General features: G+C 72.9%; 10 protein-coding genes. 7 read left to right on the top strand and 3 right to left on the bottom strand.

Going from position 1 to position 12,205, the window contains the following annotated elements; translation table 11 throughout:
• Positions 1–189 precede the first annotated feature (189 nt).
• Positions 190–873, bottom strand: coding sequence for an MOSC domain-containing protein (locus tag JFN87_RS28075; RefSeq protein WP_209344437.1), 684 nt, complete (start codon positions 871–873; stop codon positions 190–192).
• Between the two features lie 93 nt (positions 874–966).
• Between JFN87_RS28075 and JFN87_RS28070 the strand changes: the two genes are divergently transcribed.
• A complete protein-coding gene (locus JFN87_RS28070) occupies positions 967–1,863 on the top strand; it encodes a LysR family transcriptional regulator (RefSeq protein ID WP_209344435.1) in 897 nt (298 codons plus the stop codon).
• A gap of 107 nt (positions 1,864–1,970) precedes the next feature.
• Here the strand turns inward: JFN87_RS28070 and JFN87_RS28065 are convergent, their stop codons facing one another.
• A complete protein-coding gene (locus tag JFN87_RS28065) occupies positions 1,971–2,315 on the bottom strand; it encodes a WhiB family transcriptional regulator (protein WP_209344434.1) in 345 nt (114 codons plus the stop codon).
• Positions 2,316–2,622: 307 nt separating this feature from the next.
• Here JFN87_RS28065 and JFN87_RS28060 point away from each other — a divergent pair, with 307 nt between their 5' ends.
• From JFN87_RS28060 to JFN87_RS28045, 4 genes are all read left to right on the top strand, one after another.
• Positions 2,623–3,234 (top strand): response regulator transcription factor, encoded by a 612-nt coding sequence (locus JFN87_RS28060; protein ID WP_003948568.1) that lies wholly within the window; start codon positions 2,623–2,625, stop codon positions 3,232–3,234.
• Positions 3,235–3,579: 345 nt separating this feature from the next.
• The gene (locus JFN87_RS28055; RefSeq protein WP_282961677.1) at positions 3,580–4,155 is read left to right on the top strand and encodes a sigma-70 family RNA polymerase sigma factor; all 576 of its coding nucleotides are present in this window, start codon (positions 3,580–3,582) and stop codon (positions 4,153–4,155) included.
• 202 nt (positions 4,156–4,357) lie between these two features.
• The gene (guaB, locus tag JFN87_RS28050) at positions 4,358–5,860 is read left to right on the top strand and encodes an IMP dehydrogenase (protein ID WP_209344431.1); all 1,503 of its coding nucleotides are present in this window, start codon (positions 4,358–4,360) and stop codon (positions 5,858–5,860) included.
• A gap of 127 nt (positions 5,861–5,987) precedes the next feature.
• Positions 5,988–7,112 carry a GuaB3 family IMP dehydrogenase-related protein gene (locus JFN87_RS28045; protein ID WP_030903697.1) on the top strand — a complete coding sequence of 375 codons (1,125 nt, stop codon included), beginning with the start codon at positions 5,988–5,990 and terminating at the stop codon, positions 7,110–7,112.
• A 93-nt stretch (positions 7,113–7,205) separates the two neighbouring features.
• Here the strand turns inward: JFN87_RS28045 and JFN87_RS28040 are convergent, their stop codons facing one another.
• The gene (locus JFN87_RS28040) at positions 7,206–8,474 is read right to left on the bottom strand and encodes a nucleotide sugar dehydrogenase (protein ID WP_209344428.1); all 1,269 of its coding nucleotides are present in this window, start codon (positions 8,472–8,474) and stop codon (positions 7,206–7,208) included.
• A gap of 334 nt (positions 8,475–8,808) precedes the next feature.
• On the opposite strand from JFN87_RS28040, the gene JFN87_RS28035 reads away from it, so the two are divergent.
• Positions 8,809–10,515 carry a glycerol-3-phosphate dehydrogenase/oxidase gene (locus JFN87_RS28035; protein ID WP_209344426.1) on the top strand — a complete coding sequence of 569 codons (1,707 nt, stop codon included), beginning with the start codon at positions 8,809–8,811 and terminating at the stop codon, positions 10,513–10,515.
• Between the two features lie 149 nt (positions 10,516–10,664).
• The coding region (locus JFN87_RS33925) for a serine/threonine-protein kinase (RefSeq protein ID WP_245182102.1) at positions 10,665–12,205 on the top strand (1,541 nt) is incomplete at its 3' end.

The raw sequence follows: 12,205 nt of genomic DNA, 5'->3' as shown, positions 1-12,205 counted from the left end.
CGGGAGCGGCCGGCGCCGCCGGCGGGGCGTGCGGCGGCCCGCCTTCCGGCTGCCCGCCTTCCGGCTGCCCGCCCGGTGGCTGCCCGCCCGGCGGCTGCGGTGCGTTGGACTGCGTCACGAATAACCCCCGTGGGCGGATGACGAGTTGACGCCTTCCAGCCTGGCAGAGAACGCGACCCGCGCGTGGCGTCAGAGCGTCACGGGGGCGGTGCCGTACTTCTCCACGTACGCGCGCGCCTCCCGTAGCTCCTCCCTGTGCAGCGCCTCGGCCGCCGCGAGGACCTGCGGCAGCAGGTGGCGCTCCTGCGTGATCGCGCGGAAGGCGAGCTGCACCGTCACCTCGTGCGCCGGGCGGTGGATCACCTCGACGCGGTCGCCCGACCTGATCTCGCCCGGCTCGATCACCCGCAGGTACGCGCCCGTGGCGGCCCGCTGGGTGAAGCGCTTGACCCAGCCCTTCTCCTCGACCCAGCCCTGGAACGTGCGGCACGGGATGCGTCCGCTGGAGATCTCCAGCACGAGTTCGTCACCCACGCGCCAGCGCTCGCCGATCTTCGCGTGTGTGAGGTCGAGCCCGTACGTCGTGAGGTTCTCGCCGAACGCGCCGTTGTGCAGGGGGCGCCCGATCTCCGCCTCCCACTGGTCGAGGTCCTCGCGCGCGTACGCGTAAACCGCCTGGTCGCTGCCGCCGTGGTGGCGCGTGTCGCACACCGCGTCGCCGCCGAGCCCGCTGCCGCCCTCGCCCTTCGGGCCCGGGTCGCAGACCCGGACGGGCCCGTCCACCGGCCGCTTGTCGATGCCCGTGACGCCCCCGGCCGCGTCCGTGTAGGCCACGACCTTCGGCCGCCCCACGTTCACTGTCAGCACTCTCATGGCGGTCACGGTAGCGGCGGGACTGTCAAAGCCGCCACCCGATTACGGGCGCGAGATAAAAGAGTGTCTTATGCCTCACGTACACTTGCCGGCGTGATCGAAGCACGCCACCTCCGCGTCCTGCGCGCCGTCGCCGCCACCGGGTCCTTCTCCGGTGCGGCGCGCGAGCTCGGCTGCACGCAGCCCGCCGTCAGCCAGCAGATGAAGTCCCTGGAGACGTCCGCCGGCACGCGCCTCGTCGTGCGCACCGGGAGGGAGACGCGCCTCACGCAGGCGGGCGAGGTCCTGGTGCGGCATGCGACGGGCATCCTCGCGGGCCTCACCGCGGCCGAGGAGGAGATCGCCGCGATCGTCGGGCTGCGCGCGGGCCGCGTGCGTCTCGTCTCGTTCCCGAGCGGCAGCTCCACGCTCGTTCCCGCCGCGCTCGCCGCGCTGCGTGCCGCCCATCCGGGCACGCGCGTCTCGCTCGTCGAGGCCGAGCCGCCGCGCTCGGTCTCCATGCTGCGCGACGGGGACTGCGACATCGCCCTGGCGTTCCGCTACGACGGCGGCGAGGGCGAGTGGCAGGACCTGGCCGTACGGCCATTGCTCGTCGACCGGCTCGTCGGCCTCGTGCCCGAGGGGCACCCGCTGGCCGACGCGGGCAAGGTGGCCATGGCCGACCTGGCCGACGAATCCTGGATCGCCGGCTGCCCGCGCTGCCGTACGCAGCTGGTCGGTGCGTGCGAGGCCGCCGGCTTCACGCCCCGCATCGACTTCGCGACGGACGACTACCCGGCCGTGATCGGCCTGGTGGCGGCCGGGCTCGGGGTGGCCACGCTGCCTGAGCTGGCCCTCACCTCCGTGCGTACGGAGGGGGTCAGGAAGCTGACGGTCGAGCCGTCGGTCTCGCGCGAGGTGGTCGCCCTCACGCTGCCCGACCTGGCGCGCGTTCCCGCCGTCGCCGCCACGCTCGACGAGCTGGCGACGGCCGCGGAGGCCGCTGCCTGACGGGTGCGGGCACGCGAGTGCCCAGGTCACCGCGGGGCTGCCGTCCGCCCGCAGTGGGGGTGCTCGCTATGCAGGAACGTTTCTTCGTTCAGTCACCTCGCGGAGGGCTAATCCTCCGCCTGCCCGGCCGTGCCGTGGCCGCCGGTGGACGGCGCGGACGCGGACACGAGGCGCGTGCGCGCCCTGCCCATCAACTCCTCGCGCTCGTCCTCCGTCAGGCCGCCCCACACGCCGTACGGCTCCCGTACCGCCAGCGCGTGTGCCGCGCACTCCGCGCGGACCGGGCACCTCATGCACACCTCTTTCGCCGAGTTCTCGCGCGCGCTCCGTGCCGCACCCCTCTCTCCCTCCGGGTGGAAGAACAGCGAGCTGTCCACACCCCGGCAGGCCGCGAGGAGCTGCCAATCCCACAGATCTGCGTTGGGTCCTGGAAGGCGGGAGAAATCTGCCATTGCTCATGTCCCCTTGAATCCTGGACGGCACCGGATGGTCATGACGGTACATCTCTTGTGTAAGTAGATGTAAATATGACTCTTTGCGAATCTAGCCTCAGACACCACTGAAAGTGAAGAAAAGCCTCTAAATGGGGCATAGCTCTGCGTGAGGGACCCGTAACTCTTTCGGGTGACCATCGTTGATGAGGTCAGGCGGTTGAGAGAACGAGCGATCGGGCACATGTCCGAGAGTGTCAACCGCGCAGGTGACGACATGTACAGCCTGGAGGCTCAAGGTGACGCGCATCAGCTGCGGAGGCCGGTCATGACATCCGTGCTCGTCTGCGACGACTCCCCGCTTGCCCGAGAGGCGCTCCGCCGCGCGGTCGCGACCGTGCCCGGCGTCGAGCGCGTGACGACCGCGGCCAACGGCGAGGAAGTACTCCGCCGCTGGGGCGCCGACCGCTCCGACCTGATCCTGATGGACGTCCGCATGCCGGGCCTCGGCGGTGTCGAGACGGTGCGCCGCCTGCTGTCGGCCGACCCGGGCGCGCGCATCATCATGCTGACCGTCGCGGAGGACCTGGACGGCGTCGCGCTCGCGGTCGCCGCGGGCGCGCGCGGCTACCTGCACAAGGACGCGTCACGCGCCGAGCTGCGCGCGACGGTCACGCAGGCCCTCGCCGACCCGACCTGGCGGCTGGCCCCCCGGCGGCTGCGCTCCGCCGAGATGGGCGCGGCGCCCACGCTCACCGCGCGTGAGATCCAGGTGCTCGAAGGCATGAGCCACGGCAGGTCCAACGCCGAGATCGGCCGTGAGCTCTTCCTGTCCGAGGACACGGTCAAGACGCACGCGAGGCGCCTGTTCAAGAAGCTCGGGGCCTCGGACCGGGCGCACGCGGTGGCGCTCGGCTTCCGCTGGGGACTCGTGCGCTGACGGGCACGCGCTCGCCCCGCCCGCCGTGCGAGCGCGCGCCCGCGGCCCACGCCGTGCGAGCGCGCGCACGGGCTGCTCGCCGGGCCCGTTGCGTGCGGGTGGCCGCGAGTTTTCCGGCCGCGAACACGGCCGCGGCGGCGGTTGTGAGGACGGCCGCGAGGACCCCTGCGCCCGTTTCCCGCGCGATGACGCATCCTTGACTGTGTGGAGTTCCTCGGGGACGAGCCGGACGAGCGCGAGGGGAGGGCGCAGGGGATGAGTTCCGCCGCACCTGCTCATAACGCTTCGGTGCACAACGACAGACGCGGCGCCGCGGACGACGGGACGCCGGTGCACCATGGTCCGATGCGCGACGACGAGACGACGGTGATCGGTGCCCTCGCCCATCGCGCGGTCGACGGCGACGAGCAGGCGACCCACGAACTCCTGGCGCACGTCCACCCACTCGCGCTCCGGTACTGCCGCACGCGCCTGAGCCGTCTGCCCGGTGACGCGCGCCACTTCGTCGAGGACCTCGCGCAGGACGTGTGCGTCGCGGTGCTGATGGCGCTGCCCCGCTACCGCGACACCGGCAAGCCGTTCGAGGCGTTCGTGTTCGCCATCGCCGGACACAAGGTCGCCGACCTCCAGCGGGCCGCCATGCGCCACCCCGGCTCGACGGTCGTGCCGTCGGACCAGATGCCGGAGCGGCCCGACGACTCGCTGGGCCCCGAGGAGCGCGCCCTGCTCAGCAGCGACGCCGAGTGGGCCAAGCAGCTGCTCGCCAACCTCCCGGACACGCAGCGGGAACTGCTCGTGCTGCGGGTGGCCGTCGGGCTGACCGCGGAGGAGACGGGCCAGATGCTCGGCATGTCCCCGGGGGCCGTACGGGTGGCGCAGCACCGCGCGCTGAGCAGGCTGCGGGCGCTCGCCGGGCAGTGAGACGGGCTTGCGCGCGGCTCTCGCCCGGCGCCGGCGTCGCCCCCGAATGGCCGCGGCCCCCCGCGTGTCAACCGCTCAACGTAGCCGCCCGCAGGCTCTCCGTGGGCCCTTTCGGCGCTGTTTCCACAGGCGGAATCAGACACCCCCGTGAGCCCGTTAGCATGGACATCCGCACCGATCAAGGCCATATGGGGAAGGTGTCATGACTGCGAACGTCGACGGAGTGCCTGGGAAATTCGCGACACTCGGGCTGACATACGACGACGTCCTGCTCCTGCCCGGGGCCTCGGAGGTGCTGCCGAACGAGGTGGACACGTCGTCCCTCGTCTCGCGCAACGTCAGGGTGAACATCCCGCTGCTGTCCGCCGCGATGGACAAGGTCACCGAGGCGCGCATGGCCATCGCGATGGCCCGCCAGGGCGGCGTGGGCGTGCTGCACCGCAATCTCTCCGTCGCCGACCAGGCCAACCAGGTCGACCTGGTCAAGCGGTCCGAGTCCGGCATGGTCACCGACCCGATCACGGTCAGGCCCGACGCGACGCTCGGCGAGGCCGACGAGCTGTGCGCGAAGTTCCGCATCAGCGGCGTGCCGGTGACGGACGCGGGCGGCCGGCTGCTCGGCATCGTCACCAACCGGGACATGGCCTTCGAGTCGGACCGCCGCCGCGAGGTGCGCGAGGTCATGACGCCGATGCCGCTGGTCACGGGCAAGGTCGGCATCTCGGGTGTGGACGCGATGGCGCTGCTGCACCGGCACAAGATCGAGAAGCTCCCGCTCGTCGACGACGAGGGCGTGCTCAAGGGCCTCATCACCGTCAAGGACTTCGTGAAGGCCGAGCAGTACCCGAACGCGGCGAAGGACTCCGAGGGCCGGCTGCTCGTCGGCGCCGCCGTCGGCGCCAGCCCCGAGGCGCTCGACCGCTCGCAGGCGCTCGTCGAGGCGGGCGTCGACTTCCTCGTCGTGGACACCTCGCACGGGCACAACAGCAACGCGCTCGGCTGGATGTCGAAGATCAAGTCGAGCGTCCCCGTCGACGTCGTCGGCGGCAACGTCGCCACGGCCGACGGCGCCAAGGCGCTGCTCGACGCGGGTGTGGACGGCGTCAAGGTGGGCGTGGGCCCCGGCTCCATCTGCACCACGCGCGTCGTCGCCGGCATCGGCGTCCCGCAGGTCACGGCCATCTACGAGGCGGCGACGGCCTGCCTGGCGGCGGGCGTCCCGGTCATCGGCGACGGCGGCCTGCAGTACTCGGGCGACATCGGCAAGGCGCTCGCCGCCGGCGCCCAGACGGTGATGCTCGGCAGCCTGCTCGCGGGCTGCGAGGAGTCGCCCGGTGAGCTGCAATTCATCAACGGCAAGCAGTTCAAGTCCTACCGGGGCATGGGCTCGCTCGGCGCGATGCAGTCGCGCGGCCAGGCACGCTCGTACTCGAAGGACCGCTACTTCCAGGCCGAGGTGGCCTCGGACGACAAGCTCGTGCCCGAGGGCATCGAGGGCCAGGTGCCCTACCGCGGTCCGCTCTCCGCGGTGCTGCACCAGCTCATCGGCGGACTGCGTCAGACGATGGGGTACGTGGGCGCCGCGTCGATCGACGAGATGGAGCGCAAGGGCAGGTTCGTCCGCATCACGGCGGCCGGGCTCAAGGAGAGCCACCCGCACGACATCCAGATGACGGTGGAGGCGCCGAACTACAGCTCGCGCTGAGTTCGAGCGCGGGTTCGAGCGCTGATGCACAGGCAGGGGGCGGTCCGGCGCGCGGGCCGCCCCTCCGCCTTGCCAGGACCCGTCGGTGATACTTGACGGCGGCAGACGTAGAGGGAAAGGCCACATCGTGACTGAGATCGAGATCGGGCGCGGCAAGCGCGGGCGCAGGGCGTACGCGTTCGACGACATCGCCGTCGTCCCCAGCCGGCGCACGCGCGACCCCAAGGAGGTCTCGATCGCGTGGCAGATCGACGCCTACCGGTTCGACCTGCCGTTCCTCGCCGCCCCCATGGACTCGGTGGTCTCGCCGCGCACGGCGATCCGCATCGGCGAGTCGGGCGGTCTCGGGGTGCTCAACCTCGAAGGGCTGTGGACGCGCTACGAGGACCCGCAGCCGCTGCTCGACGAGATCGCCGGCCTCGACGAGTCCACCGCCAACCGGCGCCTCCAGGAGATCTACGCGGCTCCCATCAAGGAGGAGCTGATCGGGCAGCGCATCAAGGAGGTGCGTGACTCCGGCGTCGTCACGGCCGCCGCGCTCTCGCCGCAGCGCACCGCGCAGTTCTCGAAGGCCGTCGTCGACGCGGGCGTGGACATCTTCGTCATCCGCGGCACGACGGTCTCCGCCGAGCACGTGTCGGGCGCGGCCGAGCCGCTCAACCTCAAGCAGTTCATCTACGAGCTCGACGTGCCGGTCATCGTCGGCGGCTGCGCCACCTACACGGCGGCGCTGCACCTGATGCGCACGGGCGCGGCCGGCGTCCTCGTCGGCTTCGGCGGCGGCGCCGCGCACACCACGCGCAACGTGCTGGGCATCCAGGTGCCGATGGCCACGGCCGTCGCGGACGTGGCGGCGGCACGCCGCGACTACATGGACGAGTCCGGCGGCCGGTACGTGCACGTGATCGCGGACGGCGGTGTCGGCTGGTCGGGCGACCTGCCCAAGGCGATCGCCTGCGGCGCCGACTCGGTGATGATCGGCTCCCCGCTCGCGCGCGCCTCCGACGCGCCGGGCAAGGGCCGCCACTGGGGCATGGAGGCCGTCCACGAGGACGTGCCGCGCGGCAAGCTGGTCGACCTCGGGATGGTCGGCACGCTGGACGAGGTCCTCACGGGCCCGTCCCACTTCCCCGACGGCTCGATGAACTTCTTCGGCGCCCTGCGCCGCGCGATGGCCACCACCGGTTACAGCGAGCTCAAGGAGTTCCAGCGCGTGGAGGTCACCGTCGCCGACGCGCAGCACAAGCGCTGAAGCGGGCCGCGGCGCCCGGCACGGAGGAAGGTCCGTGCCGGGCGCCGCGCCGTGCGAAACCGGTGCTCAGAGCCGGTGCTCAGAAGTCGGTGCTCAGAGCCGGTACGCGGCACCCGCCGGGCTCGCGCCCCTGGTGTCGAGCAGCAGCTGGGCCTTGACCGCGAGCCCCTGAAGGTCGTAGGTGCGGTGGTGCTGGAGCAGCACCGTCAGGTCGGCGTCGGCGGCCGCCTCGTACAGCGACTCGGCGCGCGGCACCGGCACGCCGCGCACGCGCCATTCCGGGACGTACGGGTCGTGGAAGCTGACCGCGGCCCCCAGGTCCGCCAGGCGGCCCGCGATCTCGGTGGCGGGTGACGCCTCCCGGTCGGCGAGGTCCTGCTTGTACGTGACGCCGAGGAGCAGCACGCGCGCCCCGCGCGCGGACTTGCCGTGCTCGTTGAGCAGGGCGGCGCAGCGCTGGATCACGTACTGCGGCATGCGGCCGTTGATCTCCTGCGCGAGGCCGACCATGCGCAGCGGGTGCGGGTGGCCGGGCGCGCGCCCCGTGTGCGGCAGGTAGCCGGGGTCGATCGGCACGCCGTGGCCGCCGACGCCGGGCCCGGGGCGGAACGCCTGGAAGCCGAACGGCTTGGTCTCCGCGCAGCGGATGACGTCCCACAGGTCGACGCCCATGTCGTGGCAGAGGATCGCCATCTCGTTGACGAGCGCGATGTTGACGTGCCGGAAGTTGGTCTCCAGCAGCTTGACCATCTCGGCCTCGCGCGTGCCGCGCGCGCGGACCACCTTCTCGGAAAGGCGCCCGTAGAACGCGGCGGCGGACTCGGTGCAGGCAGGGGTGAGGCCGCCGATCACCTTCGGCGTGTTGGCTAGCGCGTGCGTGCGGCTGCCGGGGTCGAGCCGGCCGGGGGAGTACGCGAGGTGGAAGTCGCGTCCCGCCCGCAGCCCCGAGCCGTCCTCCAGGACGTCGCGCAGGAAGCCCTCCGTGGTGCCGGGCGCGACGGGGGACTCCAGTACGACCGTGGTGTGCGGGCGCAGCCGCGCCGCGAGGGCGCGCGCCATCTCGCCGACGGCGGTCAGGTCGGGTGTGCGGTCGGGTCCGAGCGGGGCGGGTGCGCAGATGACGGCGGTGCGCACCCGGCCGAGTTCGGCGGGGTCGGTGGTGGGCCGGAAGCCGCCGGACAGCATGCGGCGTGCCTCGGCCGCCGTCAGCGCGCCCTCCGCGGGCGTGTGGCCGGCGGCGAGCTGGGCGACCGTGCGCGGGTCGGCGTCGAAGCCGACGGTGGCGATCCCGGCGGACACGGCGGCCCGTGCGAGCGGCAGGCCGAGGTGGCCGAGTCCGACGACGGCGAGGTCTGCGGGCATGGCGGCGGCCGTCCTTCCTTGGTCGGAGGGGACTGAGGACGCCTGCCGTGGACGCGGGCGGCGGGAGGGCCGGGCGCGCGCGGGCAGCGCGGCACACACGGCGGCTCCGTCGCACGCAGCGGTCGGGCGCACTGTCAGACTAGGCGTAAATATGACCGTTATGTCGGATTGAGGGATCTCGCAACTCGGCGTGTTGTCGCAGGTAGCGGCAGGTACGCCCGGGTGGGTGGTCGCCGTTGTCCACAGGCGGTGGCTGAGGCGGTGGCTGAAGCACGCGAAGCCGGACAGAATCGAGGGGACGGCTTGATCCGGACGGGGGCGACGGGAGGCAGCGGTGAGGACAGCGACACTGGGGCCCGCGCAGCGCGAGCAGGCGCTGGCCGCGATGGCCGAGCGTGAACTGGACGTGCTGGTGGTCGGCGCGGGCGTGGTCGGCGCGGGCACCGCGCTCGACGCGGTGACGCGCGGCCTCGCGACGGGGATCGTCGAGGCGCGCGACTGGGCGTCGGGCACGTCGAGCCGGTCGAGCAAGCTCATCCACGGCGGTCTTCGCTACCTGGAGATGCTGGACTTCGCGCTGGTGCGCGAGGCGCTCAAGGAGCGCGGGCTGCTGCTGGAGAAGCTGGCGCCGCACCTGGTCAAGCCGGTCCCGTTCCTGTACCCGCTCCAGCACAAGGGGTGGGAGCGCCTCTACGCGGGCTCCGGCGTCGCGATGTACGACGCGATGTCGGTGTCGTCCGGCCACGGCAGGGGCCTGCCGACGCACCGTCACCTGACGCGCCGCCACGCGCTGCGGGTGGCCCCGTGCCTCAGGAAGGACGCCCTGGTCGGCGCCCTCCAGTACTACGACGCGCAGATGGATGACGCCCGTTACGTGGCCACGCTGGTGCGCACGGCGGCCGCGTACGGCGCGCACGCGGCGAGCAGGGCGCGCGTCGTGGGCTTCCTGCGCGAGGGTGAGCGGGTCGTCGGTGCCCGCGTGCAGGACGTCGAGGGCGGCGGCGAGTACGAGATCAGGGCGAAGCAGGTGGTCAACGCGACCGGGGTGTGGACGGACGACACCCAGGGGCTGATCGCCGAGCGCGGGCAGTTCCACGTGCGCGCGTCGAAGGGCATCCACCTGGTGGTGCCGAAGGACCGCATCCACTCCTCGACGGGGCTGATCCTGCGCACGGAGAAGTCGGTCCTGTTCGTCATCCCGTGGGGCCGGCACTGGATCGTGGGCACCACGGACACCGACTGGAACCTCGACAAGGCGCACCCCGCGGCGTCGAGCGCGGACATCGACTACCTGCTCGAACACGTCAACAGCGTGCTGGCGGTGCCGCTCACGCGCGACGACGTCGAGGGCGTGTACGCGGGGCTTCGGCCGCTGCTCGCCGGGGAGTCCGACGCGACGAGCAAGCTGTCGCGCGAGCACACCGTCGCCCACCCGGTGCCGGGGATGGTGGTGGTCGCGGGCGGCAAGTACACGACGTACAGGGTGATGGCGAAGGACGCGGTGGACGAGGCGGTGCACGGTCTCGACCAGCGCGTGGCCGCGTGCGTCACGGAGGACGTGCCGCTGCTCGGAGCCGAGGGCTACCACGCGCTGTGGAACGGCAGGGCGCGCATGGCCGCCCGTGCGGGGCTGCACGTCGCGCGGGTGGAGCACCTGCTGAACCGGTACGGGACGCTCGCCGAGGAGGTGCTCGACCTGATCGAGTCCGACCCCGGGCTCGGCGCTCCGCTCGCCGCCGCGGACGACTACCTGCGGGCCGAGATCGTCTACGCGGCTTCGCACGAGGGCGCGCGCCACCTGGACGACGTCCTGACGAGGCGTACGCGCATCGCGATCGAGACCTTCGACCGCGGCACGCGCAGCGCGCGGGAGTGCGCCGAGCTGATGGCGCCCGTACTCGGCTGGGACGCGGGCCAGGTGGACCGCGAGGTGGAGCACTACGAGAAGCGGGTGGAGGCGGAACGCGAGTCGCAGCGCCAGCCCGACGACCTGACGGCGGACGCCGCCCGCCTCGGGGCGCCGGACATCGTGCCCCTCTGATCCGGTCCCGGCCGCATCCAGCGCGCCCGGGGGCGGGGGCCGGGCGCGCCGGTGCTGCGCTACCGTCTGACCCGGGGGGAGCCGGGTCGCCGCGTGGGGGACAATGGAGGCTCCGCCAGGGCGGGTTACGGGAATCGCAGAGGGGACGCATGTCGGAGGCTGAGCAGCCGCGGAACGCGGCGCAGGACCCCCAACGGGACGAACCCCAGCGGGAAGAGGCCGAACACCCGGAGGCCGACGGCAAAGCGGCCGGCTCGGAGAAGCCCAAAAAGCCGGAGAAGCCGGAGAAGTCAGGAAAGCCGGAGAAGCCGCGAGAGGCCGTCAAGGAAGACGCGGAACCGGAAGCGGCAGAACACCAAGCGGCAGAACACCAAGCGGCAGAAGCCGAAACGGCCGCGCGCGCCGACGCGGCGAAGGGCGGCCACGCGTCGCGGCTGCTCGCCGGGCGCTACCGGCTCCAGGACGTGCTCGGGCGCGGCGGCATGGGCACTGTCTGGCGCGCACTCGACGAGATGCTCGGCCGTACCGTCGCCGTCAAGGAACTGCGCTTTCCCGGCGCCATCGACGACGACGAGAAGCGCAGGCTGATCACCCGCACGCTCCGCGAGGCGAAGGCGATCGCGCGGATCCGCAACAAGGGCGCGGTCACCGTCTTCGACGTCGTCGACGAGGACGACAGGCCCTGGATCGTGATGGAGCTCATCGAGGGCAAGTCCCTCGCCGAGGTCATCCGCGAGGACGGCACGCTCACCCCGCGGCGGGCCGCCGAGGTCGGGCTCGCCGTGCTCGACGTGCTGCGCCAGGCGCACCTGCAGGGCATCCTGCACCGCGACGTGAAGCCGTCCAACGTCCTGATAGCGGAGGAAGGGCGCGTCGTCCTCACCGACTTCGGCATCGCCCAGGTCGAGGGCGACCCGTCCGTCACCTCCACCGGCATGCTCGTCGGCGCGCCCTCGTACATCTCGCCCGAGCGCGCCCGCGGCCACAAGCCGGGCCCCGCGGCCGACATGTGGTCGCTCGGCGGCCTGCTGTACGCGGCTGTCGAGGGCACCCCGCCCTACGACAAGGGCTCCGCGATCGCGACGCTGACCGCCGTGATGACGGAAGCGGTCGACCGCCCCGTCCACGCGGGCCCGCTCGAAGACGTCATCTACGGGCTCCTCGCGAAGGACCCGGACAAGCGCCTCGACGACGCCCGTACCCGCGCCCTGCTCCTGAAGGTCGTCAACGCGCCCGACGCGCCGAAGAAGCGCCCCGAGCCGCCGGCCGACCTCGACGCCACCCGCGCCGTCCCGCTCGCCGCCCTGCCGGAGGCGCCCGCAGCGCCCACGGACGGGTCGCGCGCGTCCGGGCCCGCCCGGCGACCCGCCGCCGGATCGTCCACGAAACCCTTCGCGAAGCCCTTCGCCAACCGGTTCGCCAAGCCCGCGGGCGCCCGGCGCCAGGCCGCGGAGGCCGGATGGCCCGGCGGCTCGGCCGCAGGCGGCGGCCGCGCCGGCTGGCGCCGAGATTGGGAGGGGGCAGGGGCGGAGGCCGGACCGCGGAGGAGGGGGGGGGGGGGGCACCGCGGGGGGGGGGGGGGGGGGGGGGGGGGGGGGGGGGGGGGGGGGGGGGGGGGGGGGGGGGGGGGGGGGGGGGGGGGCGGGGGGGGGGGGGGGGGGGGGGGGGGGGGGGGGGCGGGGGGGGGGGG

Source organism: Streptomyces montanisoli, assembly GCF_017813245.1.
In the GTDB taxonomy this organism is placed as follows: domain Bacteria; phylum Actinomycetota; class Actinomycetes; order Streptomycetales; family Streptomycetaceae; genus Streptomyces; species Streptomyces montanisoli.
This window is presented reverse-complemented; position numbering and strand designations above follow the sequence as displayed.

What these genes read in the sequence shown, in the direction of transcription:
- guaB (WP_209344431.1), top strand. Translation starts at nt 4,358, where the DNA reads ATGACTGCGAACGTCGACGGAGTGCCTGGGAAATTCGCGACACTCGGG.
- JFN87_RS28040 (WP_209344428.1), bottom strand. Translation starts at nt 8,474, where the DNA reads ATGCCCGCAGACCTCGCCGTCGTCGGACTCGGCCACCTCGGCCTGCCG.
- JFN87_RS28065 (WP_209344434.1), bottom strand. Translation starts at nt 2,315, where the DNA reads ATGGCAGATTTCTCCCGCCTTCCAGGACCCAACGCAGATCTGTGGGAT.
- JFN87_RS28075 (WP_209344437.1), bottom strand. Translation starts at nt 873, where the DNA reads ATGAGAGTGCTGACAGTGAACGTGGGGCGGCCGAAGGTCGTGGCCTAC.
- JFN87_RS28060 (WP_003948568.1), top strand. Translation starts at nt 2,623, where the DNA reads ATGACATCCGTGCTCGTCTGCGACGACTCCCCGCTTGCCCGAGAGGCG.
- JFN87_RS28055 (WP_282961677.1), top strand. Translation starts at nt 3,580, where the DNA reads ATGCGCGACGACGAGACGACGGTGATCGGTGCCCTCGCCCATCGCGCG.